Source organism: Variovorax sp., assembly GCF_965279555.1.
Taxonomy (GTDB): Bacteria; Pseudomonadota; Gammaproteobacteria; order Burkholderiales; family Burkholderiaceae_C; genus Variovorax.
Genome location: NZ_OZ257247.1, coordinates 2,700,864 through 2,727,313, shown reverse-complemented (window position 1 = coordinate 2,727,313; position 26,450 = coordinate 2,700,864). Strand labels below are relative to the sequence as shown.

The window sequence follows — 26,450 nt, the reverse complement described above, 5'->3', positions numbered from 1 at the left end:
GGTCAAGGGTTGCGACGCTTCGTGCGTCCGACCGGTTGCGTGGCACCTGAATGGTGAGCGATGCCGCCCGTTTGTGCAAAGGAACCGGAGCGAGCCGAGAGGTTTGGATCAAGCAAACGCTGTGCCATTTCTTCGATGGCGTGCCGGCCCTAGGCCGCCAGGGCCTCGCGCGCAAGCGGCAGCCACAGCATGAACCGCGTGCCTGTCGGGCGCGATTCCCAGCTGACGGTGCCCTGGATCGACCGCGCCCGCCGCCGCTGGTTCTGCAGGCCCCGGCCCGAAGGCGAGGACAGCACCTTGTCGACGTCGAAACCCTGCCCGTTGTCCGCGATCGTCACGCGAACGCCCGAGCCGTCCAGCGCGGTCTCGACCCGGATCTCGGTCGCCCGGGTGTGGCGCAGGATGTTCGAGATGCTCTCCTGCACGATGCGCAGTATGTGCAGTGCGCTCGACGGGTCGAGCCATTGCAGTGCGGGCAGCTCCTGCACTTCCCAGCGCAGCGACACGCCGGTGCCTTCGAGCCGCGGCTCCAGCCGGTAGCGCAGGGTGGCCAGCACCAGCAGCAGGTCGGCTTCCACCGGCTCCAGCGAATCGAGCGTGAGCTTCAGGTCGTCGAGGCAGCTCTTGAGAATCTGCGAGATCTTCTCGTCGCTCATGCCGCCGCCCTCGACCGAGCGGATCGCGCTGATCAGCGAGGAGCCGAGGCCGTCGTGCATGTCCTGCATCAGGCGCTGGCGTTCGTCGCTGATGGTGCGAAGGCGCTCGACGTCGCGCAGCCGCTGGTGGCTGAGCTCGAGGTCGGCCTCGCGCTTGCGCAGCCGCTCGGCAAGGCTGTCGTTCAGCTGCTCGACGGCGCCGATGGCATGCACGTAGCGCCGGTACATCAGCACGCCGAACACGCTGAAGGTCACGGCATTGGTGTAGGCGCCCAGGTACCAGCCTTCGGGGCTGATGAAGTTGTTCTGCAGCAGCCAGTCGCTGATGCCCAGCAGCACGCAGATGCCGATGCCGGCAGCCACCAGCCGCCCCTCGGTCGAGCGGCGCCACGCGCTGACGCCGCCGACCAGGCAGACGGCCGTTCCCATGAGGGCCGCCACGGCGTAGATCAGCGGCGTCACGCGCGGGGTGTTCTGCACCAGGTTCAGACCGGGCATGGTCAGCAGCCCGACCGTGGTGGTGGCCAGCACCACGCCCCAGGTCAGCCACTTGAGCGGGCGCTGGTGCAACTGCCGCAGGAAGAAATGCACCACCAGCACCAGCCAGAACAGCGAATTGACGGTCAGCCATGCGAACCAGTCGTTGGCAATCGGCTGGCCCACGTAGAAATGCAGGCCGCGCATGAAGGACGTGGCCGAAAGGTTGAAGAACAGCAGGTAGCCGGTTTCGTCGGGGCGCCTGAACCAGACGAAGAGTGCGAACACGCCCACGGCCATGAAGGAGGCGCTGAGCATCGCCGGCAGTTCCTGCTGAAGCCACTGGCGCAGGCCGTGGCGGCCACGCAGCGTGTCGATGGGGCCGACCCACAGCGAGGACACCGCCACCTGCGTGTTGCGCGAGTGTTCCAGGCGGATGAGGATCTCCTGCGGCGGCGTGCTTGCGGGGCCGCGGTCCAGTTCGACCCACAGCGGCGTGCGCGTGCTGTTCCACAGCGGGCCCAGCTGCTGGGCGCGGTGCACGAGGCGGCCGTCGGCGTAGACGGCAATGGTGCCGTCGGTCTTGATGCGGGCGCCGTACAGCGCCAGAGGGCCGTTCGAGGAGGGCAGGCGGCGCGTGGAGACTCGCAGCCACGTGATGCGCGTCGGCCGGGCCGTGGGCGACATGCCGACGTTGGCGTCCCCGTCGGCCTGCCGCAGCAGCGCGATGGGCAGGGCCAGCGGCAGCCGGATCGGGTTCCAGGCATCGGGCAGGTCGCCTGCCTTCTGACTCTGGGGCGGCGTGCTGAAGCCCGAGGTGTCCTCGACCTGCCAGTCGGCGCGCTCCAGGTGAAGCGCCGCCTTGGACAGCTGCAAGCCGGACATCCCGCCGAAGAAGGCGCCGATGACGGCCAGCAGCGTCATCGACAGCACGAGTACCACGTTGGCGAAGAAAGGCGCGGGACGGGAGTTCAAGGCAGAGCGTTGAGGTGGGGCGTCAAATCCGACGCACCGCGTATGTAACCCATTCTCGCTCTTTGTTACCAATCTTGAGGAAGTGCTGGCTGCTTTCAGTGAGAGGCGGGCTGGGACAACACCCACTGGGCCAGGGCGCGGGCATCGGCTTCCGACACGTGGGCCTGCCGCGGCATGATGACGCGGCCCCAGGTGCCGACGCTGCCATCGCGGATCTTGCCGGCCAGCCGCGCGGGCGCGTCGCTGTCGTTTCGGTAGCGCTCCGCGATCTGGGCGAAGCCCGGGCCCACCTGCTTGTGGACCAGTCCGTGGCAGGACAGGCAGCCGTTCTTGCGAGCCAGGTCGGCGGGCGGCGTCTGGGCCGTGGCGGTGATCGCCGCAAGCATGAGCCAGGCGGGGCGGAAATGCATGGATGGGAAAGCTCGATGAGAAGGAGAGATCAGGTTCCGGGTTCCTGATCGCGCTGGATGCGCCGCAGGATCTCCGCGAACAGCAGAAACGCAGCGCCGATGATGCCTGCCATGGCCGGTCCGCCCCACAGTTCGAACGCGTCGTCGAGCATCACGTTGGCCGGGTTCGAGGGCTGGGCATAGACCTGGACGCTCTCGCCGGCCTCGTAGCGCGGCGTGCCGCTGCTGCTCGAGGTGGTGAAGTCGATGAGAGCGCCCGACGGTGCCCTGAAGCGCACCAGCGGCCGCCAGGTGCCGTCGGTGTTGTTCTTGTTGCTGCTGCGCACATGCTGGAGTTCCACCACCTCGCCCTGCACGCGGTCGGCCGACGCAATGAACCGCAGCTTGCCGAAGAGCAGGTAGCAGCACAGCACGAGCAGCGCGACGCCGATGAGCGCAAAAAGGTACTTGGCGAATGTCTCGATCTTCATGGGGCTGGCGGCTGGGGGAATGGCCCCATCGTCGCAAATGCCGGGCGTCGTTCATTCGCGACAAGGCGATTCAAGAGTAACTATATGTATGGTTAAATCCCTTGAACAATCGTTAGAAAACGAGGGATTCCCATGAAGTTCCTGCTGAGCATCGCGGCCGCCGTTGTCGCACTGGCTGGCTGTGCCAGCCAGCCGATGACGCCGACCGAACCCGGAACGGGGACCGGTCTCTCTTATGTGCCGATGGTCGCCATGGAAGGCGTGGACAGCGCGCGCTACGCCAGCGACGTCAGCGCCTGCCGCGAGGCGGCCATGCGGATCATCGCGCGCAGCGAGGCCAACACCGATTTGATGTGGGCCGCCGTCGGGGTAGGTCTTGTCACCTGGTACAGCCAGGGCATGGCGACCGGCTTCGCGGTGGCCGGCATCGGCACCTCGGCCGTCGACTACGCGGGGCAGCCCTCGGCCACGCTGATTGCCGAGCACCAGCAGATCGCAATCGTCCACTGCATGGCAAAGCGCGGCTACCGCAATCTCGATCCCAACGTGCGCGACTCTTTCTACGGCAACACCTTCGATCCGGCCATCGTTTACAAGCCGCGCCGTACCGGCGTCGACACGTACAACGTCGAGAAGCTGGCCAAGGCCGGGCGCTGCAACCTGCAGCCGCGCGCCGAACTCACGGCCAAGGGCCCGGGCTACGAAACCTACAATGTGCCTTGCGACAACGGTGCCACCTGGGCGGTGCGCTGCGAGTTCGGCAAGTGTCGCGTGCTGGCCCAGGCGCTCATTCGACGCTCCTGAGCCATTGCTTCATGCGCGCTCAGCGATAGACGTAGTGGCCGCGCACGAAGCGGCCATGCTCGCGGTGCGCCGGCACCCACACCTTGTGCGGGCGATGGTGCGGCCGGTCGTAGCCGGGGCCGTGGCGCGGCGGCATGGGCTGGGCCATGGCCGCGGTGGAGGCAAGCATGCAGGCTGCAAGGGCGAAGAGTATTTTTTTCATGTTGGAGTCCTTCTTTGGGTTGCACCTGAATTGGTACGAAGCCCAGCTTAGTGGGCTGCCCGGCGCGGCTCCGTAGGCGAAGTCGCACTTTACAAACGCGACACCAAAGAAGACCCGAGCGCCTTACTTGATGATCATGCCCTTGAGCGCCGGGTCCGGCGGCGGCGGCTTCAGCTTCATCTGCCGCATCGTCTTCACCAGCAGCTGGGCGACCATCACGTTGCGGTGCCGCTTGCTGTTGGCGGGTATCACGTGCCAGGGTGCATGCTCGGTCGACGTGGCGCCCAGTGCGCTCTGGTAGGCCTGCTGGTAGGCGTTCCACTTGGTGCGCACCCGCAGGTCGTCCATGCTGAACTTCCATTGCTTGCCGGGCGTGTCGATGCGCGCCTGCAGGCGCTCGCGCTGCTCGTCCTTGTCGATGTGCAGCATGCACTTGATGACGACCGTGCCGGTTTCCGTCAGCAGCCGCTCGAAGTCGTTGATCTGTGCGTAGCGGCGCTTGGCCTCGGCCTTGTCGATCCAGCCTTCGACCACCGGCACGAGCACGTCTTCGTAGTGGCTGCGGTTCCACACCATGATCTCGCCGGTGCGCGGCACGGCCGCATGGCAGCGCCAGAGGTAGTCGTGTGCGCGCTCCTCGTCGTTGGGCGCCTTGAAGGCCGTCACGCGCACGCCGAGTGGAGAGGTTCGCGAGAACACCCAGCGCACGGTGCCGTCCTTGCCGCTGGTGTCCATGCCCTGCAGCACCAGCAGCAGCTTGCGCCGGCCCTCGGCGTGCAGCAGGTCCTGCAGCTCGTCGAGCTCGACGGCGAGCGCGTCGACCTCCGCGCGCTGCGAAGCTTCGTCACCCTCGCAGAAGGGCGTGTCGTCGGGATCGATGTGCGAGAGCTTGAACTTGTCGCCTACGCGGTATTTCTTGAAGCTGGCCATGCAACGGGACTCCTCGAATAAAGAAAGCCCACAGCGTAAGCGATCAGTGTTCGGTGTCGTCCGCGTCGATCGATGCGCTCCAGCGGCTGTCCCATTCTGCGTGCCGCACCGCGCCGTCGAGTTCGCGCCGGTCGCGCTTGGTGGGGCGGCCCTGTTCGATGGCCAGGGCCGGCTCGCTGCCCATGCGGCGCAGTTCGCGGAAGGCGGCCTGGGCGGCGATGCTCTCGGGTGTTTCCTCGTAGAGCTGCTGCGCCACCGGCGCCGGCCCGCGCTGGCCGCTGAGGCCGCGCACCGTGACCGTTCGCGTGAGCGTGCCCAGCCGCATGGCGACCGTGTCGCCGGCCTTGACCTCGCGCGAGGCCTTGGCGACGTCGCCGTTCACCTGCACGCGGTTCTTGCCGATTTCCTCCGCGGCCAGCGAGCGCGTCTTGAAGAAGCGGGCGGCCCAGAGCCATTTGTCGATGCGCAGACGTTCCATGGATATCAGGAGTGAATATCAGGAATTGTGCCGCCACAGCGGCAAACGCACGACCGCATCCAGCCCGACCACGCGTGCGGCGCAGTCCGACGTGGCGGGCGCGACACGGTTGTCGAGCGCGATCCGTCCCTCCAGCGCCAGCACGATCTCTCTGCAGATCGCCAGCCCCAGCCCCGAGCCGCTCGACGCGCTGCCTGCAGAAAACGGCGCGAACAGCCGCTGGCGCAGCTCCGGCGAGATGCCCGGGCCGCCGTCCCGCACGGTGAGTACGGCTTCGTCTGCCTCGGCACGCACCGAGACCAGCAGCGCCGCGCCCGCCGGGCTCAGCTTGATGGCGTTGTGCAGCAGGTTGCGCGTGAGCTCCTGCAGCATCCACTGGTGAGCCCGCACCACCACCGGCGCGTCGATGGCCAGCTCGAAGTCCAGCGCCTTGTCGGCCACCAGCGGCGACAGGTCGAGCGCGATCTGCCGCACGATGGCGCCGAGGTCGAGCGCCACCGATTCCGGCTGCTGGCGCAACTGCTCGACCTTGGCGAGCGACAACATCTGGTTGGCCAGCGTCGTGGCGCGCTCCACCGTCTGGCTTATTTCACCGAGCGCCTGCTCGGGCGCCACGTCGCCGCGCCGCGCAGATTGCACCTGTGCCTTGAGCACCGCCAGCGGCGTGCGCAGCTGGTGCGCGCTGTCGCGCACGAAGCGTTTCTGATGGTCCAGCAGCCGCTGCAGGCGGCCCATGACCTCGGTGGTGGCGTCGATCAGCGGGCGCAGCTCGCGCGGGGCGTCGGGCGCGTCGATGGGCGAGAGATCGTCTGCCGCGCGCTTCTCGATGGCTTCGCCCAGTTCGCGCACCGGCCGCGTGGCGCGTTGCACCACGAACACCGTGGCCAGCGCGATCACGCCCATCAGCAGGAACTGCCGCCACAGCGTGTCGACCAGCAGCTTGCGCGCCAGCGTTTCGCGGATTTCCAGCGTCTCGGCCACCTGCACCACCGCCATGCCGCGGCCGCGCGCGCTGGCCACGGGCTGCAGCAGCACCGCCACGCGCACCGGCTGGTTGCGGAACTGGGCGTCGTAGAAATCGACCAGCGCCGCATACGCGCTGCGGTCCGGGATGCGCCCGCGCCAGAACGGCAGCTCGGCAAAGCCCGAGATCATTTCGCCGTCGAGCGCCGACACGCGGTAGAACAGCCTGCTGCGGTTGTCGGCCTCGAAGGCCTCGAGCGCGGAGTAGGGCACGATCGCGCGCAGCTGCGCCATCTCGTCGTAGCCTTCCACGTCGAGCTGCTCGCCGATGGTCTTGGCGGACGCCAGCAGCGTGCGGTCGTAGGCTGTGGTGGCGGCAGCCAGGCTCTGGCGGTACAGGCTCACGCTGTTGATCACGATGAACACGGCAATCGGCGCGAGGATGCCGAGCAGCAGCCGCGCACGAAGCGAGGAGATGTGCCTCATGCTTCCGGTCGCAAGAGGTAGCCCAGCCCGCGCATCGTCATCAGCACGGCGCCGGTGCCCGCCAGCTTCTTGCGCAGGCGGTAGACCACCACCTCGATCGCTTCGTACTGCACCTCGGTCTCGCCGGGGAACACCAGTTCGAACAGGCGCTCCTTGGTCACCGCGTGGCCCGGTTTCATCATCAGCGCCTTCAGCAGTGCCAGTTCGCGCGGGGTGAGTTCGAGCAACTCGGCCCGGTTGTAGATGGCGCCGTTCGCGGGCTCGAAGCGCAGTCCGCCGATCTGCTGGGGGTTCAGCCCCATGTCGCTCATCACGCCGTGGCTTCGGCGGCGCAGCGCACGGATGCGCGCTTCCAGCTCGTCGAGGTCGAAGGGCTTGGGCAGGTAGTCGTCCGCGCCGGCGTTCAGGCCCATGATGCGGTCGCCGACGGTGCCGCGCGCCGTCAGCAGCAGCACCGGCGTGCGCAGCCCCTCGGCTCGGGCCTGGGCCAGCACCTGCAGGCCGTCGAGGTTGGGCAGGCTCAGGTCGAGCGCCACCACGTCGGGCTCCAGGTCCCGCCACATGGCGACGGCCTCGGCCCCGTCGCCGCAGACGCGCACGTCGATCCGCTGGCGGCCAAGGGTGCGCTGCAGGGTGATTTGCATCGAGGGGTCGTCTTCGACCAGCAGCAGCTTCATACGGGCACGGATTGGTGGGAATTCGGTGTTTTCCCCAGTTTGTCGGACAGCCAACTGACAGCGGGGCGGCGCATGATACTCAGCTTCAAGTCAGCTTCCTTTCAAGTTACTTTCAGCATCAGGAGACAACAATGCGTCGCGACACCTTTCTGAAGTCATTGGCCGCACTGGCCGCCGCCGGGGCCCTGCCACTGTCCGCGCGGGCCGCCGCCAACGTCAAGATGATGATCCCGGCCAACCCCGGCGGCGGCTGGGACACCACCGGCCGCGCCCTTGGCAAGGCGCTGACCGACGCCAAGGTGGCGGACACCGTCACCTACGACAACAAGGGCGGCGCCGCCGGCGCGCTGGGCCTGGCCCAGTTCGTGAACGGCTCCAAGGGCGACGCCAACGCGCTGATGGTCATGGGCTCGGTCATGCTTGGCGGCATCATCACCGGCAAGCCGCCGGTCAACCTGTCGCAGGCCACGCCCATCGCGCGCCTGACCACCGAATACAACGTGTTCGTGCTGCCGTCGAACTCGCCGTTCAAGACCATGAAGGACGTGGTCGAGCAGCTCAAGAAAGACCCGGGCAGCGTCAAGTGGGGCGGCGGTTCGCGCGGCTCCACCGAGCACATCGCCGCGGCCATGATCGCGCAGAAGGTCGGCGCCGACCCCTCGAAGATCAACTACGTGGCCTTCCGCGGAGGCGGCGAGGCCACCGCCGCCGTGCTGGGCGGCAACGTCACCATCGGCGGCAGCGGCTACAGCGAGTTCGCCGAATACATCGCGGCCGGCAAGATGAAGGCCATCGCCGTCACCTCGGGCCAGCGCCTGCCGGGCATCGACGTGCCCACGCTGAAGGAGCAGGGCATCGACGTGGAAATCGGCAACTGGCGCGGCGTGTACGGCGCCCCCGGCATCTCCGCCGATCAACGCAAGGCGCTGACCGACATGGTGCTGGCCGCCATGAAGAGCGCGTCGTGGGCCGAGTCGCTCAAGAAGAACGACTGGACGCCCGCCGTGCTGTCTGGCGAAGCCTTCACTAAGTTCGTCGATGACGACTTCGCGAGCCTGCGCGCCATCATGACCAAGTCCGGCATGGTCTGAACCTGGCTCGCCCCCAGGCTGCGCGCACTTCGTGTCGCTTCGCCTACCCCCTACCGGGGGCAACACCTGAGGCCCGGCCGAGCCGGTTCCTCGGTGTTCTTGAAGGGGGCTTTTCTTTCGCCCGATTCGGGAGCAAAAAATGACAACTCCAGACTCCTCGGCCTCGCCGCAATCCGCGGCCACATGGCCGCAAACCCTGGTCGGCGCCGGCGTGCTGCTGACCGGCCTCGCGCTGGCGTTCGGCGCCATCGGCATTTCTTCCGAAGCCGGCTACGGCGGCGTCGGCCCCAACTTCCTGCCCTGGCTGGTGTCGGTGGTGCTGGTGCTGTGCGGCGGCTGGATCTTGTGGGAGGCGCGTACCGGCGGCTTCCGCGAACTCGACGCGCCCTCGGGCGCCGAGCACGCCTACTGGCCCGGCTTCGTCTGGGTGTCGGCGGGGCTGCTGCTCAACGCCGCGCTCATCACCACGCTCGGCTTCATCCTGAGCTGCACGCTGTGCTACGTGCTGGCCGTGCAGGGCCTGCGCCGCGCGAGCGGGCAGACCGGCGTGAACGCGCCGCGCACCTGGGCGACCGACCTGCTGGCCGGCCTGCTCATCTCGGCGCCGGTGTTCTGGACCTTCACGCAATTCCTGGCCATCAACCTGCCCGGCCTCACTTCGACTGGCTGGCTCTGACATGGACATCTTCAACGCACTCATGGCGGGCTTCGCCGCGGCGATCACCCCCGTCAATCTGCTCTGGTGCCTGGTCGGCTGCGCCCTGGGCACGGCCGTTGGCGTGTTGCCCGGCATCGGCCCGGCGGTGGCGGTGGCGATGCTGCTGCCCATCACCGGCAAGGTCGACGTCACGGCCTCGATGATCTTCTTCTCGGGCATCTACTACGGCGCCATGTATGGCGGCTCGACCACGTCCATCCTGCTCAACACGCCCGGCGAAACCGCCAGCATGGTGACCGCGATGGAGGGCAACAAGATGGCCAAGAGCGGCAGGGCGGGCGCGGCGCTCGCCACCGCCGCCATCGGCTCTTTCGTGGCCGGCACCATCGCCACGGTGATCGTCACGCTGTTCGCGCCGTTCGTGGCCGAATTCGCGGTCAAGCTCGGCCCGCCCGAATACTTCATGCTGATGCTGCTGGCCTTCACCACGGTGAGCGCGGTGCTCGGCAAGAGCACGCTGCGCGGCATGACGGCACTGTTCGTCGGCCTGGCCGCGGGCTGCGTCGGGCTCGACCAGATCTCGGGGCAAGGCCGCTACACCGGCGGCGTGCCCGAACTGCTCGACGGCATCGAGATCGTGCTGGTGGCCGTCGGCCTGTTCGCCGTGGCCGAGGTGCTCTACGCCGTGCTGTACGAAGGCAAGGTGGTCGAGGGCCAGAACAAGCTGAGCCGCGTGCACATGAGCAAGCGCGACTGGAAGCGCTCGATCCCCGCGTGGCTGCGCGGCACCGCCATCGGCACGCCCTTCGGCTGCATTCCCGCCGGCGGCACCGAGATCCCGACCTTCTTGAGCTACGCGGCCGAAAAGAAGCTGGCCAAGGACGCCGACGCCAGGGCCGAGTTCGGCACCAAGGGCGCCATCGAAGGCGTGGCAGGCCCGGAGGCCGCCAACAACGCCACGGTGACCGCCGCGCTGATTCCGCTGCTCACGCTGGGCATTCCCACCTCCAACACCACCGCCATCCTGCTGGGCGCATTCCAGAACTACGGCATCCAGCCTGGCCCGCAGCTGTTCACCACCTCGGCGGCGCTGGTGTGGGCGCTGATCGCCTCGCTCTACATCGGCAACGTGATGCTGCTGGTGCTGAACCTGCCGATGGTCGGCCTGTGGGTCAAGCTGCTGAAGATTCCGAAGCCCCAGCTCTACGCCGGCATCCTGATCTTCGCCACCGTGGGTGCCTATGGCATGCGCCAGAGCGCGTTCGACCTGTTCCTGCTGTACGGCATCGGACTGCTGGGCGTGCTGATGCGGCGCTTCGACTTCCCGACCGCGCCGGTGGTCGTCGGCATGATCCTGGGGCCGCTCGCCGAAGCGCAACTGCGCAATGCGATGTCGATGGGCGAGGGCAGCGCCATCGTGTTCCTGCAGCGCCCGATGTCGCTCGCGCTGATCGTCATCGTGCTGGCCGTGCTTGTGCTGCCGCGGCTTGCCAAGCGAATGAGCGAACGCAAGCTGAAACGGCTGGCGCAATTGGACGCCTGACGCTCTTCGGAGCCCGCTTCAGGGCGGGCCAGCCAAATAAAGAAGCCGCGGCATTTGCCGCGGCTTCTTTCATTTCTGCCTGTGCGTTCTACCTTCCCGCTGCAGGCGTCTCGACCAGGTCGTCGTCGATATGCGGATCCGCCGGCTGCCCGCGCAGCCTGCGCACCGTGCGGCGGATCCAGTGCTCGATGTCGTCCACGTAGGTGAACACCGCCGGCACCACCAGCAGGCTCAGCACGGTCGAGGTGATCAGCCCGCCGATCACCGCCATCGCCATCGGCGAGCGGAAGCTCGAGTCCGCGGCGCCGAAGCCGACCGCGATCGGCAGCATGCCGGCACCCATGGCGAGCGTGGTCATGATGATGGGCCGCGCGCGCTTGTGGCAGGCGTCGCGCAGCGCGTCCCAGCGGCTCATGCCGTGGTCGCGGCGTGCCACGATGGCGTACTCGACCAGCAGGATCGAGTTCTTGGTCGCAATGCCCATCAGCATGATGAGACCGATCAGCGAAGGCATCGACAGCGCCTTCTGCCCGATCAGCAGCCCCACGAATGCGCCGCCCAGCGCCAGCGGCAGTGCACAAAGAATGGTCACTGGGTGCAGGAAGTCCTTGAACAGCAGCACCAGCACGATGTAGATGCACAGCACGCCCGTCAGCATCGCCAGGCCGAAGCTCGCGAACAGCTCGGTCATCACCTCGGCGTCGCCGACCTCGGCAATGCGCACGCCCGGCGGCAGCTTCTGGATCGACGGCAGCTTCTGCACCGCGGCCTTCGCGTCGCCCAGGCCCACGCCCGACAGTTCGATCTCGAAGTTCACGTTGCGCGAGCGGTCGTAGCGGTCGATGACGGCCGGGCCGCCTTCCATGGTGAGCGAGGCCACCTGGTTCAGCATGACCGGGCCGCGCGTGCCGGGCACCGAGAGGCGGCCGAGCAGGTCGATGTCCTGCCGCGCGGAGTCCTCCAGCTTCACCACGATCGGCACCTGCCGCTGCGCGAGGTTGAGCTTGGCGAGCGACTGGTCGTAGTCGCCCAGCGTGGCCACGCGCAGGGTCTCGGCGATGGCGGAACTGGTCACGCCCAGGTCGGCGGCGCGCGCGAAGTCGGGGCGCACCGCGATCTCGGGGCGCACCAGGCTCGCGGTGGAGGTGATGTTGCCCAGGCCGGGAATGGTGCGCAGGTCTTTCTCGACCGCGCTTGCGGCGCTGGCCAGGGCCACCGGGTCTTCGCCGGTCAGCGCCAGGATGTATTTCTCGCCCGAGCCTCCCAAGCCCACCGTGCTGCGCACGCCGGGCAGCGTTTCGAGCGCGGTGCGGATCTGGTTCTCTATGACCTGCTTGCGCGGCCGGTCGCCGCGCGGGTCGAGCTTGATGGTGAGCGTGGCCTTGCGCGTCTCGGGCGTGCCGAAGCTGGCGAACGGGTCGCCGCCCGCGCTGCCGCCGGCCACCGTGGTGTAGACGCTCTTCACGTGCGCGATCTGCATCACGCGGCGGCGGGTTTCTTCCGCCGCGGCGGTGGTCTGCGCGAGCGTGGACCCCGGCGCGAGCGACAGGTACACCTGCGTCTGCGAGTTGTCGTCCGGCGGAATGAAGCCGGTCTTGAGCAGCGGGATCATCGCCAGCGAACCGAAGAAGAAAAGGGTGGCCAGCACCATCGTCTTGAAGCGGTTGTGCGTGCTCCACTCCACGGCGCGCATGTACCAGCGCAGCCAGCCGGGTTCCTTCTCGGCCGTGACCACGGGCTTGAGCATGTAGGCCGCCATCATCGGCGTGAGCACGCGCGCCACCACCAGCGACGCGAACACCGCGAGCGCGGCGGTCCATCCGAACTGCTTGAAGAACTTGCCCGCAACGCCGCTCATGAAGGCCGTGGGCAGGAACACCGCGATCAGCGTGAAGGTGGTGGCGATCACCGCCAGGCCGATTTCGTCGGCCGCCTCCATGGCCGCCTGGTAGGGCGTCTTGCCCATGCGCAGGTGGCGCACGATGTTCTCGACCTCCACGATGGCGTCGTCCACCAATATGCCCACCACCAGCGACAGCGCCAGCAGCGAGATCACGTTGACCGAGAAGCCCAGCAGGTGCATGCCGATGAACGCCGGGATCACCGACATAGGCAGCGCCACGGCCGACACGAAGGTGGCACGCCAGTCGCGCAGGAACAGCCACACCACCACCACCGCCAGGATGGCGCCCTCGTACAGCAGGTGCAGCGAGCCGTTGTATTCCTCTTCCACCGGGTCGACGAAGTTGAAGGCCTCGGTCAGCTCGATGTCGGGGCGCTGCGCGCGCATGTCGGCCAGCGCCTTCTGCACCGCGTGGCCCACTTCCACCTCGCTGGCGCCGCGGCTGCGGGCCACTTCGAAGCCAACCACCGGCTTGCCGTTGAGCAGCGCGGCCGCGCGCGGCTCGGCGATGGTGTCGCTGATGCGCGCCACCTGGTCGAGCCGGATGCGGCGGCCGTCGGTCAGCACGATCTGCATGCCGGCGAGCTGGTCGGCCGACTTCACCGTGGCCAGGGTGCGCACCGGCTGTTCGCTGCCGCCCAGGTCGAAGCGGCCGCCCGCGCTCTCGGTCTGCACCTGGCGCAGCTGGCGCGAGATGTCGCCCGCCGAAGCGCCGAGCGCCTGCAGCTTGACCGGGTCGAGGTCCACATGCACCTGCCGCGTGGCGCCGCCCACGCGGTTGACCGCACCCACGCCCGGCAGCGCCAGCAGCCGCTTGGTGACGTCGTTGTCCACGTACCAGCTCAGCGCCTCGTTGTCCATCTGAGAGGACGCGATGGTGAAGGCCAGCACCGGCTGGCCCGCCAGGTCGAGCTTGGTGACGACCGGGTCGCGTACGTCGGCGGGCAGGTCGGCGCGCACGCGCTGCACGGCGGAGCGCACGTCGTCCACGGCTTCCTGCACCGGCTTCTCGAGGCGGAACTCGACGATCAGCGTGGCGGCGCCATCCTGCACCTTGGTTGTGATGTGCTTGAGGCCTTGCACAGTGGCGATGGAGTTTTCGAGCTTGCGCGCGACGTCGGTCTCCAGCTGCGAAGGCGCCGCGCCGGGCAACGAGGCCGAGACCGTCACGGTCGGCAGGTCGATGTCCGGAAAGTTCTGCACCTTCATGGCGTTGAACGACAGCAACCCACCGAAGGTGAGCAGCACGAACAGCATCACCGCCGGAATCGGGTTGCGTATGGACCAGGCAGAAACGTTCATGGGCGAGTCCTTTGTTCCTGCTTACTTGGCGGCGGCGGGGGCTGCTGCCGCGGGGGCGTCGACCACGCGAACCAGGTCGCCGTCGTTGAGGAAGCCGGCGCCTTGCACCACCACCTTCGCGCCTTCGGGCAACGCGCTGGTGATCTCGATGCGGTCGTTCAGGCGGCGGCCGATCTGCACCTTCATCTGCGCCACGTGGTTGTCGGGCTTGAGCAGGAAGACGTTGTTGAAGCCGTCGCGCGGCACGATGGCGCTCTGCGGCACCGTGGGCGCAGAGCTGCGGCCGAGCTCGAAGTCGCCGCGCGCGAACATGCCGGCCTTGATGCCGGTGTTCTGCTGCACGTTGGGCAGGTCGACATACACCAGCGCCGCGCGCGTCTGCGGATCGACCGTGGGCGCGATGCTGCGCACCTTGCCGCGCACCTGCGCGCCGCTGGCGCTGACCACGAAGGCGGCGGTGCCCACCGAGATGCGGCTCAGCTCGGCCGAGGTGACTTCGGCACGCCATTCGAGCCGGCCCTGGCGGATCAGGCGGAACAGCTCGGTGCCGGCGGCCACTACGCTGCCGACCGTGGCGGTGCGCGCCGAGATCACGCCATCGTCGGGTGCCAGCACCTGCGTGTTGCGCCCGCGCACTTCCTGCGCGGCCAGCACGGCTTCGGCTGCCTCGACGCGCGCCTTGGCGGTCTGCTCGGTGGTCTGGTACTGGTTGATCTGCTGCTGGCTCAGCGCGCCGGTGGCCTGCAGCGTGCGGGCGCGCGCGGCATTGCCGGCGGCGTCGGCGGCGGTGGCGCGGGCTTCGGCCAGCGAGGCACGCGACTGCGCGATGTCGGCGCGCACCGTCTCGGGCGAGAACACGGCCAGCACCTGGCCCTTCTTGACCACGTCGCCCACGTTCACCCGCACTTCGGCGAGCTTGAGCCCGTTGGATTCGGAGCCGACCACGGCCTCCTGCCAGGCCGCCACGTTGCCGTTGGCCGGAAGCGTGAGCGTGAGTTCGGTGGCTTCCGGCGCGGCGACGGTGACGGTCAGCGTCGGTTTGGGCGCAGGGCCGGCGGCCGCGGCCTTGTCGGCCGGCTTGCGCGTCATGAATACGACCGCCGCGATGACGACGGCCAGCACGATCAGCGCGGTGACGAGGGTGGAACGCTTCATTGTTTTCATGGCGACGTCGCGACCTTGGCGGCCGGGGTGGTGTTCATTGAGGATGTTTCGGCCGACTCGGAGGGTTGTCCGGGGCGGCTCCAGCCGCCGCCCATGGAGCGGTACAGCGCGACCCAGGCCTCGGTGCGCTCGCGCTGCAGCGAGACGCGCGCGGTCTGCGCCGCGAACAGCGTGCGGCGCGAGTCTTCGAGTTCGAACAGGCTGGCCAGGCCGCTGCTGTAGCGCGCCTGCGTGGCGTCGAAGGAGGCCTGGTAGTTCTTCACCGCGGTGTCGGCGTCGTTCGCGCGGCCGTTGGTGGCGTCGAGGTTGACCAGCGCCTCTTCCACCTCGCGCACCGCCTGCCGCACGTTGGCGCGATAGATCGACACCGCCTCGGCGTAGCGCGCCTTGGCCGCGTCGGCATTGGCCTTGCGCGAGCCGCCGTCCAGCAGCGGCACGCTCAGCGACACGGGGCCCACGGTCCAGTTCTCCAGCGACTGCTGCAGGCCGCCAACGCGGTACTGCGTACGGCCGATGGAGCCCGAGATGCTGAGCTTGGGATAGCGCTCGGCTTCTGCCGAGCCGACGTCGGCGCTGGCCGATGCCACGCCGAGTTCGGCTGAATACACGTCAGGCCGCTGCGAAATGGCTTCCGCCGGAACGCTGGCGATGCTGCCCACCGCGGGCAGCGCATGCTGCGCCGGGGAGGCCGCGAGCTTCTGCTCGAGCGTGCTTTCGTCGATGCCGCTGAGCGCGACCAGCGCCTTGCGCTGCACCGCGCACTGGGCGCGCTGCTGCGTCAGCCGGCCGGAGGCGTCGGCCGCGCTGGCGCGGGCCAGAGCGGCGTCGGCCGGCGCGGTGAAGCCGGCGCGCATCGACAGGTCGGTGAGGCGCGCGGTCTCGGCGCGCGAGCGGGTGTCGGACTCGGCCACGCGCAGCTGCTGCTGGCAGGCGCGTTCGGCGAAGTAGGCGTTGGCGGTCTCGGCCGCCACCGACACCCGGGCGTCGTGCCATTTGGCGTCGGCGCTGCCCAGCTTGGCCTGGGCGGCGTCGCGGTCGGCGCGCAGGCGGCCGAACAGGTCGACCTCCCACTTCGACTGCAGGCCGGCCTGCAGCGTGGTGATGGGGGTGGTGGCCCCGAGGCTGCTGCTACTGCTGGAGGCCGATCCGCCCGAAGGCGCTCCGGCCGCGAAGCCGGAGGTGCCTCGGCTCGCCGACGCCGTGCCGTCCAGGCTCGGCAGCAGCGCCGCGCCGGTCTGCACGCGCGTGAAGCGTGCCTCGGCCACGCGTGCCGCGGCGCTGGCGACGTTGGGGCTGGCGGCCTCGGCGGCGGCGATCAGCTCGACCAGCAGCGGATCGTCGAGCTGGCGCCACCAGTCGGCCAGCGATGCGAGGGAGCCGCCGTGGGGCAGGGGGGCGTGCCATTGCGCGGGCGTGGGCGCCTCGACCTGCGCCGGCGGGCGGGTCAGCGCGCAGCCCGGGAGGCCGAGGCCGAAGCCCAGCGGCAGGCACAGGGTGGCAATCAGTCGGAGTCTTCTCATTGGGTTGGCTTTCTGTCGGCACGGCGGCGTGCCGCCTCGGCCGCGACCAGCGCCATTGCGTAGCCGGTCAGGCGGTCGGCCCAGGTGTCGATGCCGCGCGACGTGCGCAGCAGCGAGGGACGGATGGCCTCGATGAAGTCCTGGCTCACGTAGAGCTGCATCGACAGCCCGGTGATCGCGAAGGTGAGGCGGTGGATGTCGTCGTCGGCCCGCGCCACGCCCAGGTGGCGGCACAGCAGCTCGGCGATGGCGCGGTGCGGGCCCTTGATGTCGTGCTCGAGTTCCTTGGCCCAGCGGCTGGTGGGTTCGAGCATCTCGCGCATGTGAAGCTGTATGCATTGGCGCACGATCTCGCCCTGCTTGAGCGGGTCGATCATCGACACCATGCAGATGCGCAGCGTTTCCTCCAGCGGGCGGCCCGGCACCTTGCAGGCCGCCACCAGGTCGCTGGAGTCGCCGCCCATCGGCTCGTTGAAGGTGGCCGCATAGAGGCCTTCCTTGTCGCCGAAGTAGTAGCTGATGGCCGAGATGTTGGCACCGGCCTCCTTGGCGATCTCGCGCGTGGAGGTCTTGGCGAAGCCCTTCTGCGCGAACAGCCGCAGCGCTGTGTGCAGCAGCCTGTGGCGTGCCTCTGCGCCGTCGCTGCGCGGCGCGCGGCGCGCAGCCTGGGTGGTGGTGGCTTTCGCGTTCATGCCCGGCATTACACCACGCAAGAAATCAAACGATTGATTAACTTAAGGCTTCATGAAGAGCTTCCGTTACACGCGAATATGAGTATTTGCTGAAGAGAAACGGCGCCCGGTTTGTTGCCGATTGATGCGCGCTACGATGCCGCCATGCCTGTTACTCCTTCCTTGCCGCCCGCCCTGCCGCTCGATGCGCAGGGAATCCTCGCGCTGGCCGCGCGCTCGATGTTTCATTTGTTTTCAAGCATCAGCCAGGGCATGTTCCTGGTCGATCGCGGCGGGCGCATCGTGTGGGTGAACGAGGGCTACCGGCGCTTCCTGCCGGCGCTGGGTTTCTCTTCCATCGACCAGTTCATGGGCCACATGGTGGAAGACGTGATTCCGAACACGCAGATGCGCCGCGTGCTCGAGACCGGCGAACCGATACTGATCGACCTGCTCACCAACAAGGCTGGCACCTTCGTGGTCAGCCGCATTCCGCTGCGCGAGGAGCGCGAGGGCGCCGACGGCGGCATGGGCGAGGTGATCGGCGCCATCGGCATCGTGCTGTTCGACCAGCCCGAGACCACGCTGCAGCCGCTCATCAGCAAGTTCGCGCTGCTTCAGCGCGACCTCGACGATGCGCGGCGCGAACTGGCCAGCCAGCGCAACAACCCGCTCTACCACCATGCGGACGGCCAGCGGCGCTCCAAATACACCTTTGCCAGTTTCATCGGCAGCAGTCCGGCGGCGGTGGAGGTCAAGCGCCATGCGCGCCGCGCCGCGCAGTCGGCCAGCCCGGTGCTGCTGCTGGGCGAGACCGGCACCGGCAAGGAACTGCTGGCGCATGCCATTCATGCGTCGTCCGCGCGGGCGAAGGGGCAGTTTGTCAGCGTCAACATCGCGGCCGTGCCCGACACCCTGCTCGAAGCCGAGTTCTTCGGCTTCGCGCCCGGCGCCTTCACCGGTGCCGACCGCAAAGGCCGCGAGGGCAAGTTCAAGCTGGCCGACGGCGGCAGTTTGTTCCTCGACGAAATCGGCGACATGCCGCTGGGCCTGCAGGCCAAGCTGCTGCGCGCACTGCAGGAAGGCGAGATCGAGCCGCTGGGCTCCAACAAGCTCGTGCCCTTCGATGCCCGCGTGATCGCCGCCACCTCGCGCGACCTGCCGGAACTGGTGCGCCGCGGCCAGTTCCGCGAAGACTTGTACTACCGCCTCAACGTGCTGCCGCTGCGCGTGCCGCCGCTGCGCGAACGCCGCGCCGACATTCCCGCGCTGGTCGAGGCGCTGGGCGAAGACATGGCGCTGCGCAGCGGAGAGGCCCCGCCCGAACTCACGCCCGACGCGCTCGCGCTGCTGGCCGGCCAGCACTGGCGCGGCAACATCCGCGAACTGCGCAACGTGCTGGAGCAGGTGACCATGCGCAGCGACTCGCAGCGCATCGACGCCGTGCAGCTCGAACGCATCCTGCGCGAGGCGGGGCTGGAGCAGATCGAGCTGCCGGCAGCCCTGCAGAGCGCGCACGATGCCGATGAAGAAGCGGCGCTGCTGCGGCCGCTGGCGCAGCAGGTGGCCGAACTGGAGCGCAAGGCGATTGCGGCTGCGCTGGCATCCACCGGCGGCAACAAGCTGGCGACGGCGCGGCTGCTCGGGATTTCGCGGGCCACGCTGTACGAGCGCATGACGAACCAGTAAGTAGCGGCCGCCGATGGCGGCCGGATTTCGATCGACAAGGGAGAGGATTTCCATGAAGGGTTTGCTGACGCGACTGAAGGCGCTGGCCGGCTCGGGCGCCGCGCCGGCCGCATCCACTGCATCGCCTGACGCAGAGGAGGGCGAAGGCGTGCTGATCAATGCCTACTGCACGCGTGCCGACGTCCCGGCGCTCGACTTTCCGCACACGCTGCATGCGCGCCGCGATCTTTCCGATCCCGAGCTCGCGGCGCATCTTTCGGGCTTCGTGGGCTATGTGCTCAGCAGGGGCAACGGCGAGATGTCGCGCAACCGTTATCACGTGATGCGGCACATCCAGCGGGTACGCCAGCACTTGAGTTTCTCCATCGCCGAGTCGCAGCTCGACGCGTTTTCTGCGTGGGCGGAGCGTGCGAATGCCATCGTGTTCCTGCCCGACGGCGGCATTCGCGACCCCAATGGGCGGGTGTTGCTGTCCGCGGCGGGCGAGGAGTCCGACCGGGAGGCTGCGGTTCCCTATCCCGCCGAGGCATGGCAGCGAAAGGCGCGAACCGAGGCGCTGCTCGCGTCGCGCGGCGTGCCGGTGCCGCAGCACCTGCCGCCTCTTGTTTCGGAGCCCGAGTTGCGCCCGCGCACGCCGCAGGAGCTGGCGGGCAGGGCGTTCGCGCTGCTGGCCGTATCGGCCCGCGCCGAGTCGGTCGCGAGCGGCGAGCCGCTGTCTGCGAGCGACCTGTTCGGGCGGCTGCCGTCCGCGCAGGCGAGCCTGTCGCCAGACGAGCAGGCCTTTCTCTCCGACGACACGCCCGGCGAGTCGGCGGTGGCGCAGTTCGGCTGGCGCTTCGAGTGCCTCTTCGTGCTCGAATGGGCCTTGGGCCTTGTCGATGCACTGCCGTTTCCCGGGGCCATCTGCGACGTGCCGCTGGCCACGCGCCTGATGCTGAACGCCGGCGACGTCGACGGCGTGATGCGGGCCGCGAAGGTGCGCCCGGACAGCGAACTGCTCGATGCGCTGGACCTGCACTACCGGCTGCACTGGCTCGTGCGCCAGGCGCGTCTCAAGGAAGAGGCACCTCCTCCGGGCGTAGACGCCGGTGTCGTGCTGGAGCGGCATCGCGCGCTGAACTGGCTGGTGCGCTTCGAAGACCGCGACTGGGACGACGTCGACACGCCCACATGACGCCCGACAATCTCGCTTCCTCCTGCCATCCTTCTGCTTTTGCATTCATGAAGACATCGATCCGTTCCCTTGTGCTCGTCGCGGCATGCGCTGCAGCCAGCCTCGCCAGCGCGGCGCCTGCGCCCCAATGCGCGAGTGAAGCCGTCTCCCGCGCCAGGAAGCTGCTGACCTTCCACTTCGGCGAGGACGACCGCATCCAGATCGACCCCGCCGTCAAGGAAATGCCGCCTATCCGCAACCCTGCCAACAAGCAGCAGCAGTTCAAGGTGCTGGAGGTGTGGGGCTCGATCTACAAGGGCAACTACCGCATGCGGCTCATCTACTACGTGTCGGGCAAGGACTGCACGTTGATGGGCCAGGAAATCCTGGAGTTCGCAAGCCTGTGAGCGTCCAGGCCCTGCGCGCCACCTTCGGCCCCAACTGCCACTGGTGCGGCCTTCCGATGGACTTCAGCGAGCCCTTCGGCCGGCCTGAATCCGCCACCATCGAGCACCTCGTCGACTCGACCTTCGGCGGCGTGCGTTCGCCAAAGCACCGGCGGCTTGCGCATGCGGCGTGCAACCATGCGCGCAACGAGTTCCGCATGCAGGCGGAGCGCCAGTTCAGGCAATGGATCGCCGAGCGTCAGGCCTCCGCGAAAACCCTGAACGATAAATAGACAGTTGTCTGAAAAAAAGGCAGAGACAGTGTTCTGAATTCAGCCGGATGGCGTTCCTCCCGAATGAAGAAACGTTTGTTATCAATGGCTTAGAGAATGGCACGAACTGTGCAATATTCAGTCACCATTTTCAGGAGACAAAGAAATGAACCGTCGCCACCTCGTCGCCCTGGCCGCGCTTGCCACTTGCGCAGCCGCCGCTCCAGCCTGGGCCCAGTCCAACGAAATCCGCATCGCCCACATCTACAGCAAGACGGGCGCGCTGGAAGCCTACGGCAAGCAGACGCAGACCGGCCTGATGATGGGCCTGAGCTACGCCACCGAAGGCACGATGATGGTCAACGGCAAGAAGATCGTGGTCATCGAGAAGGACGACCAGGGCAAGCCCGACCTCGGCAAGTCGCTGCTGGCGGCCGCCTACTCGGACGACAAGGCCGCGCTGGCCATCGGCCCGACCGCTTCGGGCGTGGCGCTGGCCATGCTGCCGGTGGCCGAGGAATACAAGAAGATCCTGCTGGTCGAGCCCGCCGTGGCCGACTCGATCACCGGCGACAAGTGGAACAAGTACATCTTCCGCACCGGCCGCAATTCGAGCCAGGACGCCATTTCCAATGCCGTGGCAGTCGACAAGCCCGGAGTGACCGTGGCCACGCTGGCACAGGACAACGCCTTCGGCCGCGACGGCGTGAAGGCCTTCGGCTCCGCGCTCAAGAAGGCCAAGCTGGTCCATGAAGAGTACCTGCCGCCCGCCACCACCGACTTCACCGCCGGCGCGCAGCGCCTGATCGACAAGCTGAAGGACCAGCCGGGCCGCAAGATCATCTGGATCGTCTGGGCCGGCGCGGGCAACCCGTTCAAGATCGTCGACCTCGACCTCAAGCGCTACGGCATCGAGATCGCCACCGGCGGCAACATCCTGCCGGCCATGGCCGCCTACAAGGCGCTGCCGGGCATGGAAGGCGCGGCGTACTACTACTTCGGAATTCCGAAGAACCCGGTGAACGACGCGATGGTGTCGGCCCACTACAAGGAATTCAAGACGCCGCCGGACTTCTTCACGGCCGGCGGCTTCTCGGCCGCGATGGCGGTGGTGACGGCGCTCAAGAAGACGGGCGGCGACACCAACACCAACAAGCTCATCAGCACCATGGAAGGCATGAGCTTCGACACGCCCAAGGGCAAGATGACCTTCCGCAAGGAAGACCACCAGGCGATGCAGTCGATGTACCACTTCAAGATCAAGGTCGACCCGGCGTTCGCCTGGGGCGTGCCGGAGCTGGTGCACGAGATCAAGCCCGAAGAAATGAACATCCCGATCAAGAACAAGAGATAAGAGCTCGCCCCCGGGCTGCGCGCACTTCGTGTCGCTGCGCCAACCCCCTGCCGGGGGCAACACCAGCGGCCCGGCAAAGCCGGTTCCGCGGTGTTCCTTGAATGTTCTTTCTTTCGCCCCGGATGGCCGCCGGGCGAAGCGACAGCCTGCGCCCTTTTTTTCCTGATGGAGTGCGGGCCGGCGCGATCCACGGCCGATTCGTGAGCAAGCAAGCGTTCGACAAACCACAACAGAAGGAGACAGCGATGCCAGCGATACGATTGAACTGGAAGGGACTTGCCGCGGCTGCGGCGATGGCGGTGGCGGCGCACGCCGCGACGGGGGCGGTGCCGCTGCCGTCGCTCGGGGCCAACCCGGCGGAGGTGAGCGTGTCCGGCCTGTCGGCCGGCGGCTTTGCGGCGGTGCAGTTGCACGTGGCCTATTCGGCCACCTTCAAGCGCGGCGCCGGCGTGGTGGCCGGCGGGCCGTTCTATTGCGCCGAAGGCTCGGTGCTCAACGCCACCGGCCGGTGCATGACGCACAGCACCAGCATCCCGGTGTCGTCGCTGGTGAGCACCACCAACAGCTGGGCCGCCAGCGGTGCGATCGACCCGGTGTCGAACCTGAGCGCCTCCAAGGTGTACATGTTCTCGGGCACCTCCGACAACACCGTCAAGCAGGCGGTGATGGACGACCTGAAGACCTACTACCAGAGCTTCGTGCCCGCGGCCAACATCGTCTACAAGAACAACATCGGCGCCGGCCACGCGATGGTCACCGACGACTACGGCAGCGCCTGCAGCACGACCGCAGCGCCATACATCAACAACTGCGGCTTCGACCTGGCGGGCGAGATCCTCACGCAGATCTACGGACCGCTGAACCCGCGCAACAACGGCACGCTGGGCGGCACCTTCACCGAGTTCAACCAGTCGGAGTTCGTCTCCGGCCACGGCATGGCCGCGACCGGCTGGATCTACGTGCCGCAGGCCTGCACCACCACCTCGTGCCGCGTGCACCTGGTGCTGCATGGCTGCAAGCAGAACTACTCGGACGTGAGCGACCAGTACGTGCGCAAGACCGGCTACAACCGCTGGGCCGACACCAACAACATCGTGCTGATCTATCCGCAGACCAGCACCGCGGCCACCAACAGCTGCTGGGACTGGTGGGGCTACGACAGCGCCAACTACGCGAAGAAGTCGGGCCCGCAGATGGCGGCGTTCAAGGCCATGATCGACCGCGTGACCAGCTCCGGCGGCGGCAGCGGACTGCCCGCGCCCACCGGGGTGGGCACCTCGGGCGCGACCAGCAGCAGCATGGTGATCGGCTGGAACGCCGTGAGCGGTGCCAGCGGCTACAACGTGTACCGCGGCGGCAGCAAGGTCAATGCCGCTCCGGTGACTGCCACCAGCTACACCGACAGCGGCCTGGCCGCGTCGACCAGCTACAGCTGGACCGTGGCCGCGCTGAATGCGAGCAATGTCGAAGGCGCCATGTCGACGGCGGCCACCGGTGCCACGACCGCGGGCAGCGGCGGCGGCACGGGCACCTGCTACACCGCGAGCAACTACACGCATACCATCGCCGGACGCGCCTATGCCTTGTACGGGCTGACCTATGCCTACGGCTCGAACCAGTCCATGGGGCTGTGGAACATCTACGCGACCACCACGCTGAAGCAGACCGGCCCCAACTACTACGTGATCGGCAGCTGCTGAGGCGGCCGTGCAATCTTTCGACTCCTGACTTGCAATGACCAACGATGCTTGAGACCCGAGATCTGACCATCCGCTTCGGTGGGCACGTGGCCGTCAACAGTGTGAGCTGCGCTTTCGCGCCGGGCACGCTGACGGCCATCGTGGGCCCCAACGGCGCGGGCAAGACCACTTACTTCAATCTGATCTCGGGCCAGCTCAAGGCGAGCGCCGGCACGGTGTCGCTCGACGGGCAGCCGCTGTCGGGCCTGTCACCGTCCGCGCGCACGCACGCCGGGCTGGGGCGGGCTTTCCAGCTCACCAACCTGTTCCCGAACCTCACCGTGCTGGAGAACGTGCGCCTGGCGGTGCAGGCCACGCGCGAGGGGGCGCACCGACGCGGCCTGAACCTGTGGAGCATCTGGAGCGACCACAAGGCGCTGACGGAGCGCGCCGACCAGATCCTGGCCGACGTGGCGCTGAAATCGCGCGAGCACGCGACGGTGGCGAGCCTGCCGCACGGCGACCAGCGCAAGCTCGAAGTGGCATTGCTGATGGCGCTGGAGCCCAAGGTCTTCATGTTCGACGAGCCCACGGCCGGCATGAACGCGGCCGAGGCGCCCGTCATCCTCGACCTGATCCGCAAGCTCAAGCAGGACAAGACCAAGACCATCCTGCTGGTCGAACACAAGATGGACGTGGTGCGCGAGCTGGCCGACCGCATCATCGTGCTGCACAACGGCACGCTGGTGGCCGACGGCGAACCGGCGGAGGTGATCGCCTCGCCGGTGGTGCAGGAGGCCTACCTGGGCGTTTCGAAGGAGGCTGCATGAGCACACAGAACCTGTTGAGCCTGGAGGGCGTGCACACGCACATCGGGGCGTATCACATCCTGCACGGCGTGGACCTCGCGGTGCCGCGCGGCCAGCTCACCATGCTGCTGGGCCGCAACGGCGCGGGCAAGACGACCACGCTGCGAACCATCATGGGCCTGTGGCATGCGTCGCAGGGCAGGGTGCGCTTCGGTGACAAGGAAATCACCGCCCAGCACACGCCGCAGATCGCCGGCCTGGGCATTGCCTACGTGCCGGAGAACATGGGCATCTTCTCCGACCTCACCGTGAAGGAGAACATGCTGCTCGCCGCGCGCGGCGCCAAGAACGCGCAGCAGATCGACGACACGCGCCTGAAGTGGATCTTCAAGCTCTTCCCCGCGGTCGAGAAATTCTGGAGCCACCCGGCGGGCAAGCTCTCGGGTGGACAGAAACAGATGCTGGCCGTGTCGCGCGCCATCGTGGAGCCGCGCGAGCTGCTCATCATCGACGAGCCCAGCAAGGGCCTGGCGCCCGTGATGATCAACAACATGATCGACGCCTTCGCCGAGCTCAAGCGCAGCGGCGTGACCATTCTGCTGGTGGAGCAGAACATCAACTTCGCGCAGCGACTGGGCGACACCGTCGCTGTGATGGATAACGGCCGCGTGGTGCACGCCGGCTCGATGGCGGACTTCTCCGCCGACGCGCAACTGCAGCAATCGCTGCTCGGACTGGCTCTATGAAACTCGACTTCGACTGGAAGCCGCTGCTGCTGGCCCCGGTGCTGGCGCTCGTCGCGCTGCCGCTGACCGGCTCTTTCTCCACCTGGCTCACGCTCACCGTGGCGGGGCTGGCGATGGGCATGATCATCTTCATCATCGCCTCGGGCCTCACGCTGGTGTTCGGCCTGATGGACGTGCTGAACTTCGGCCACGGCGTGTTCATTGCGCTGGGCGCCTTCGTGGCGAGCAGCGTGCTCGGCCTGATGGGCGACTGGACCGGCTCCGGCGAGCTGTGGCGCAACCTGCTGGCGGTGTTCCCGGCCATGCTGGTCGCGATGCTCGTGGCCGGCGCGGTGGGGCTGGCGTTCGAGCGCTTCATCGTGCGGCCGGTCTACGGCCAGCATCTGAAGCAGATCCTCATCACGATGGGCGGCATGATCATCGGCGAGGAACTCATCAAGGTGATCTGGGGACCGGCGCAGGTTCCGCTGCCGCTGCCCGAGGCCCTGCGCGGCTCGCTGCTGGTTGGCGACGCGGCCATCAGCAAGTACCGGCTGCTCGCGGTGGCCGTGGGCGTGGTGGTGTTCGGCGTGCTCGCATGGACGCTGGGCCGCACCAAGATCGGCCTGCTCATCCGTGCCGGCGTGCAAGACCGCGAGATGGTCGAGTCGCTGGGCTACCGCATCGGGCGCCTTTTCGTCGGCGTGTTCGTGGTGGGCAGCGCGCTGGCCGGCCTGGGCGGCGTGATGTGGGGTCTGTTCCAGCAGAACCTGGTGCCGCAGATGGGCGCGCAGGTCAACGTGCTGATCTTCATCGTCATCATCATCGGCGGGCTGGGCTCGACGGGCGGTGCGCTCATCGGCGCGCTGCTGGTGGGGCTGATGACCAACTACATCGGCTTCCTGCTGCCGACGCTCACGCAGTTCGCGAGCATCTTCCTGATGGTTGCCGTGCTGCTGTGGCGCCCGCAGGGTGTGTACCCCGTGGCGAACCGCTGAGAAGG

Annotated in this window: 25 protein-coding genes; 13 read left to right on the top strand and 12 right to left on the bottom strand. The window is 67.7% G+C overall.

What is annotated here, in order from left to right; translation table 11 throughout:
* Positions 1 to 149: 149 nt before the first annotated feature.
* The 3 genes from ACQY8B_RS13045 to ACQY8B_RS13035 all read right to left on the bottom strand — a co-directional run bounded on the left by ACQY8B_RS13045 (position 150) and on the right by ACQY8B_RS13035 (position 2,988).
* Complete coding sequence (locus ACQY8B_RS13045; protein WP_422089047.1) at positions 150 to 2,057, bottom strand: sensor histidine kinase; 1,908 nt, start codon at positions 2,055 to 2,057, stop codon at positions 150 to 152.
* A gap of 146 nt (positions 2,058 to 2,203) precedes the next feature.
* The gene (locus ACQY8B_RS13040; RefSeq protein ID WP_422087083.1) at positions 2,204 to 2,518 is read right to left on the bottom strand and encodes a c-type cytochrome; all 315 of its coding nucleotides are present in this window, start codon (positions 2,516 to 2,518) and stop codon (positions 2,204 to 2,206) included.
* 29 nt (positions 2,519 to 2,547) lie between these two features.
* Entirely contained in the window at positions 2,548 to 2,988 is a 441-nt protein-coding gene (locus ACQY8B_RS13035; protein ID WP_422087082.1) for a DUF3592 domain-containing protein, read from the bottom strand.
* 132 nt (positions 2,989 to 3,120) lie between these two features.
* Between ACQY8B_RS13035 and ACQY8B_RS13030 the strand changes: the two genes are divergently transcribed.
* Positions 3,121 to 3,792, top strand: coding sequence for a hypothetical protein (locus ACQY8B_RS13030; RefSeq protein WP_422087081.1), 672 nt, complete (start codon positions 3,121 to 3,123; stop codon positions 3,790 to 3,792).
* A 19-nt stretch (positions 3,793 to 3,811) separates the two neighbouring features.
* Here the strand turns inward: ACQY8B_RS13030 and ACQY8B_RS13025 are convergent, their stop codons facing one another.
* The 5 genes from ACQY8B_RS13025 to ACQY8B_RS13005 all read right to left on the bottom strand — a co-directional run bounded on the left by ACQY8B_RS13025 (position 3,812) and on the right by ACQY8B_RS13005 (position 7,528).
* On the bottom strand, positions 3,812 to 3,994 hold the full coding sequence (locus ACQY8B_RS13025) for a hypothetical protein (RefSeq protein ID WP_422087080.1): 183 nt from the start codon (positions 3,992 to 3,994) through the stop codon (positions 3,812 to 3,814).
* A gap of 123 nt (positions 3,995 to 4,117) precedes the next feature.
* Positions 4,118 to 4,924 carry a polyphosphate kinase 2 family protein gene (locus ACQY8B_RS13020; protein ID WP_422087079.1) on the bottom strand — a complete coding sequence of 269 codons (807 nt, stop codon included), beginning with the start codon at positions 4,922 to 4,924 and terminating at the stop codon, positions 4,118 to 4,120.
* A gap of 43 nt (positions 4,925 to 4,967) precedes the next feature.
* Positions 4,968 to 5,402, bottom strand: coding sequence for an RNA-binding S4 domain-containing protein (locus ACQY8B_RS13015; protein WP_422087078.1), 435 nt, complete (start codon positions 5,400 to 5,402; stop codon positions 4,968 to 4,970).
* 18 nt (positions 5,403 to 5,420) lie between these two features.
* Positions 5,421 to 6,851: a sensor histidine kinase gene (locus ACQY8B_RS13010; protein WP_422087077.1), complete on the bottom strand. Its 1,431-nt coding sequence runs from the start codon at positions 6,849 to 6,851 to the stop codon at positions 5,421 to 5,423.
* Positions 6,848 to 7,528: a response regulator gene (locus tag ACQY8B_RS13005; RefSeq protein ID WP_422087076.1), complete on the bottom strand. Its 681-nt coding sequence runs from the start codon at positions 7,526 to 7,528 to the stop codon at positions 6,848 to 6,850. Before ACQY8B_RS13005 ends, ACQY8B_RS13010 begins: the two co-directional genes overlap by 4 nt.
* Positions 7,529 to 7,659: 131 nt before the next feature.
* Here ACQY8B_RS13005 and ACQY8B_RS13000 point away from each other — a divergent pair, with 131 nt between their 5' ends.
* From ACQY8B_RS13000 to ACQY8B_RS12990, 3 genes are all read left to right on the top strand, one after another.
* On the top strand, positions 7,660 to 8,619 hold the full coding sequence (locus ACQY8B_RS13000) for a Bug family tripartite tricarboxylate transporter substrate binding protein (protein ID WP_422087075.1): 960 nt from the start codon (positions 7,660 to 7,662) through the stop codon (positions 8,617 to 8,619).
* Positions 8,620 to 8,758: 139 nt separating this feature from the next.
* Positions 8,759 to 9,295 (top strand): tripartite tricarboxylate transporter TctB family protein, encoded by a 537-nt coding sequence (locus ACQY8B_RS12995; protein ID WP_422087074.1) that lies wholly within the window; start codon positions 8,759 to 8,761, stop codon positions 9,293 to 9,295.
* Between the two features lies 1 nt (position 9,296).
* Positions 9,297 to 10,820, top strand: a complete 1,524-nt coding sequence (locus ACQY8B_RS12990) for a tripartite tricarboxylate transporter permease (protein WP_422087073.1) — start codon at positions 9,297 to 9,299, stop codon at positions 10,818 to 10,820.
* Between the two features lie 88 nt (positions 10,821 to 10,908).
* Here the strand turns inward: ACQY8B_RS12990 and ACQY8B_RS12985 are convergent, their stop codons facing one another.
* Genes ACQY8B_RS12985 through ACQY8B_RS12970 form a run of 4 tightly spaced genes read right to left on the bottom strand, consistent with a single transcriptional unit; the run spans position 10,909 to position 17,401 of the window.
* Entirely contained in the window at positions 10,909 to 14,025 is a 3,117-nt protein-coding gene (locus ACQY8B_RS12985) for an efflux RND transporter permease subunit (protein ID WP_422087072.1), read from the bottom strand.
* Between the two features lie 21 nt (positions 14,026 to 14,046).
* The gene (locus ACQY8B_RS12980; protein WP_422087071.1) at positions 14,047 to 15,189 is read right to left on the bottom strand and encodes an efflux RND transporter periplasmic adaptor subunit; all 1,143 of its coding nucleotides are present in this window, start codon (positions 15,187 to 15,189) and stop codon (positions 14,047 to 14,049) included.
* A complete protein-coding gene (locus tag ACQY8B_RS12975) occupies positions 15,186 to 16,709 on the bottom strand; it encodes an efflux transporter outer membrane subunit (RefSeq protein WP_422087070.1) in 1,524 nt (507 codons plus the stop codon). The genes ACQY8B_RS12980 and ACQY8B_RS12975 overlap by 4 nt, the downstream gene beginning before the upstream one ends.
* Positions 16,706 to 17,401 (bottom strand): TetR/AcrR family transcriptional regulator, encoded by a 696-nt coding sequence (locus tag ACQY8B_RS12970; RefSeq protein ID WP_422087069.1) that lies wholly within the window; start codon positions 17,399 to 17,401, stop codon positions 16,706 to 16,708. The genes ACQY8B_RS12975 and ACQY8B_RS12970 overlap by 4 nt, the downstream gene beginning before the upstream one ends.
* A 144-nt stretch (positions 17,402 to 17,545) precedes the next feature.
* On the opposite strand from ACQY8B_RS12970, the gene ACQY8B_RS12965 reads away from it, so the two are divergent.
* The 9 genes from ACQY8B_RS12965 to ACQY8B_RS12925 all read left to right on the top strand — a co-directional run bounded on the left by ACQY8B_RS12965 (position 17,546) and on the right by ACQY8B_RS12925 (position 26,445).
* Positions 17,546 to 19,069, top strand: coding sequence for a sigma-54 interaction domain-containing protein (locus ACQY8B_RS12965; protein WP_422087068.1), 1,524 nt, complete (start codon positions 17,546 to 17,548; stop codon positions 19,067 to 19,069).
* Between the two features lie 52 nt (positions 19,070 to 19,121).
* On the top strand, positions 19,122 to 20,243 hold the full coding sequence (locus tag ACQY8B_RS12960) for a DUF4272 domain-containing protein (RefSeq protein ID WP_422087067.1): 1,122 nt from the start codon (positions 19,122 to 19,124) through the stop codon (positions 20,241 to 20,243).
* Positions 20,244 to 20,290: 47 nt separating this feature from the next.
* Positions 20,291 to 20,629, top strand: coding sequence for a hypothetical protein (locus tag ACQY8B_RS12955; RefSeq protein ID WP_422087066.1), 339 nt, complete (start codon positions 20,291 to 20,293; stop codon positions 20,627 to 20,629).
* Positions 20,626 to 20,901 carry a hypothetical protein gene (locus ACQY8B_RS12950; RefSeq protein WP_422087065.1) on the top strand — a complete coding sequence of 92 codons (276 nt, stop codon included), beginning with the start codon at positions 20,626 to 20,628 and terminating at the stop codon, positions 20,899 to 20,901. The genes ACQY8B_RS12955 and ACQY8B_RS12950 overlap by 4 nt, the downstream gene beginning before the upstream one ends.
* Before the next feature lie 145 nt (positions 20,902 to 21,046).
* Positions 21,047 to 22,234: a substrate-binding domain-containing protein gene (locus tag ACQY8B_RS12945; RefSeq protein ID WP_422087064.1), complete on the top strand. Its 1,188-nt coding sequence runs from the start codon at positions 21,047 to 21,049 to the stop codon at positions 22,232 to 22,234.
* A 245-nt stretch (positions 22,235 to 22,479) separates the two neighbouring features.
* Positions 22,480 to 23,934: an extracellular catalytic domain type 2 short-chain-length polyhydroxyalkanoate depolymerase gene (locus tag ACQY8B_RS12940; RefSeq protein WP_422087063.1), complete on the top strand. Its 1,455-nt coding sequence runs from the start codon at positions 22,480 to 22,482 to the stop codon at positions 23,932 to 23,934.
* A gap of 44 nt (positions 23,935 to 23,978) precedes the next feature.
* On the top strand, positions 23,979 to 24,743 hold the full coding sequence (locus ACQY8B_RS12935; protein ID WP_422087062.1) for an ABC transporter ATP-binding protein: 765 nt from the start codon (positions 23,979 to 23,981) through the stop codon (positions 24,741 to 24,743).
* Positions 24,740 to 25,468 carry an ABC transporter ATP-binding protein gene (locus ACQY8B_RS12930; RefSeq protein ID WP_422087061.1) on the top strand — a complete coding sequence of 243 codons (729 nt, stop codon included), beginning with the start codon at positions 24,740 to 24,742 and terminating at the stop codon, positions 25,466 to 25,468. The genes ACQY8B_RS12935 and ACQY8B_RS12930 overlap by 4 nt, the downstream gene beginning before the upstream one ends.
* The gene (locus tag ACQY8B_RS12925) at positions 25,465 to 26,445 is read left to right on the top strand and encodes a branched-chain amino acid ABC transporter permease (protein ID WP_422087060.1); all 981 of its coding nucleotides are present in this window, start codon (positions 25,465 to 25,467) and stop codon (positions 26,443 to 26,445) included. The genes ACQY8B_RS12930 and ACQY8B_RS12925 overlap by 4 nt, the downstream gene beginning before the upstream one ends.
* Positions 26,446 to 26,450 lie beyond the last annotated feature (5 nt).

What these genes read in the sequence shown, in the direction of transcription:
- ACQY8B_RS13045 (WP_422089047.1), bottom strand. Translation starts at nt 2,057, where the DNA reads ATGACGCTGCTGGCCGTCATCGGCGCCTTCTTCGGCGGGATGTCCGGC.
- ACQY8B_RS13040 (WP_422087083.1), bottom strand. Translation starts at nt 2,518, where the DNA reads ATGCATTTCCGCCCCGCCTGGCTCATGCTTGCGGCGATCACCGCCACG.
- ACQY8B_RS13035 (WP_422087082.1), bottom strand. Translation starts at nt 2,988, where the DNA reads ATGAAGATCGAGACATTCGCCAAGTACCTTTTTGCGCTCATCGGCGTC.
- ACQY8B_RS13030 (WP_422087081.1), top strand. Translation starts at nt 3,121, where the DNA reads ATGAAGTTCCTGCTGAGCATCGCGGCCGCCGTTGTCGCACTGGCTGGC.
- ACQY8B_RS13025 (WP_422087080.1), bottom strand. Translation starts at nt 3,994, where the DNA reads ATGAAAAAAATACTCTTCGCCCTTGCAGCCTGCATGCTTGCCTCCACC.
- ACQY8B_RS13020 (WP_422087079.1), bottom strand. Translation starts at nt 4,924, where the DNA reads ATGGCCAGCTTCAAGAAATACCGCGTAGGCGACAAGTTCAAGCTCTCG.
- ACQY8B_RS13015 (WP_422087078.1), bottom strand. Translation starts at nt 5,402, where the DNA reads ATGGAACGTCTGCGCATCGACAAATGGCTCTGGGCCGCCCGCTTCTTC.
- ACQY8B_RS13010 (WP_422087077.1), bottom strand. Translation starts at nt 6,851, where the DNA reads ATGAGGCACATCTCCTCGCTTCGTGCGCGGCTGCTGCTCGGCATCCTC.
- ACQY8B_RS13005 (WP_422087076.1), bottom strand. Translation starts at nt 7,528, where the DNA reads ATGAAGCTGCTGCTGGTCGAAGACGACCCCTCGATGCAAATCACCCTG.
- ACQY8B_RS13000 (WP_422087075.1), top strand. Translation starts at nt 7,660, where the DNA reads ATGCGTCGCGACACCTTTCTGAAGTCATTGGCCGCACTGGCCGCCGCC.
- ACQY8B_RS12995 (WP_422087074.1), top strand. Translation starts at nt 8,759, where the DNA reads ATGACAACTCCAGACTCCTCGGCCTCGCCGCAATCCGCGGCCACATGG.
- ACQY8B_RS12990 (WP_422087073.1), top strand. Translation starts at nt 9,297, where the DNA reads ATGGACATCTTCAACGCACTCATGGCGGGCTTCGCCGCGGCGATCACC.
- ACQY8B_RS12985 (WP_422087072.1), bottom strand. Translation starts at nt 14,025, where the DNA reads ATGAACGTTTCTGCCTGGTCCATACGCAACCCGATTCCGGCGGTGATG.
- ACQY8B_RS12980 (WP_422087071.1), bottom strand. Translation starts at nt 15,189, where the DNA reads ATGAAAACAATGAAGCGTTCCACCCTCGTCACCGCGCTGATCGTGCTG.
- ACQY8B_RS12975 (WP_422087070.1), bottom strand. Translation starts at nt 16,709, where the DNA reads ATGAGAAGACTCCGACTGATTGCCACCCTGTGCCTGCCGCTGGGCTTC.
- ACQY8B_RS12970 (WP_422087069.1), bottom strand. Translation starts at nt 17,401, where the DNA reads ATGAACGCGAAAGCCACCACCACCCAGGCTGCGCGCCGCGCGCCGCGC.
- ACQY8B_RS12965 (WP_422087068.1), top strand. Translation starts at nt 17,546, where the DNA reads ATGCCTGTTACTCCTTCCTTGCCGCCCGCCCTGCCGCTCGATGCGCAG.
- ACQY8B_RS12960 (WP_422087067.1), top strand. Translation starts at nt 19,122, where the DNA reads ATGAAGGGTTTGCTGACGCGACTGAAGGCGCTGGCCGGCTCGGGCGCC.
- ACQY8B_RS12955 (WP_422087066.1), top strand. Translation starts at nt 20,291, where the DNA reads ATGAAGACATCGATCCGTTCCCTTGTGCTCGTCGCGGCATGCGCTGCA.
- ACQY8B_RS12945 (WP_422087064.1), top strand. Translation starts at nt 21,047, where the DNA reads ATGAACCGTCGCCACCTCGTCGCCCTGGCCGCGCTTGCCACTTGCGCA.
- ACQY8B_RS12940 (WP_422087063.1), top strand. Translation starts at nt 22,480, where the DNA reads ATGCCAGCGATACGATTGAACTGGAAGGGACTTGCCGCGGCTGCGGCG.
- ACQY8B_RS12935 (WP_422087062.1), top strand. Translation starts at nt 23,979, where the DNA reads ATGCTTGAGACCCGAGATCTGACCATCCGCTTCGGTGGGCACGTGGCC.
- ACQY8B_RS12930 (WP_422087061.1), top strand. Translation starts at nt 24,740, where the DNA reads ATGAGCACACAGAACCTGTTGAGCCTGGAGGGCGTGCACACGCACATC.
- ACQY8B_RS12925 (WP_422087060.1), top strand. Translation starts at nt 25,465, where the DNA reads ATGAAACTCGACTTCGACTGGAAGCCGCTGCTGCTGGCCCCGGTGCTG.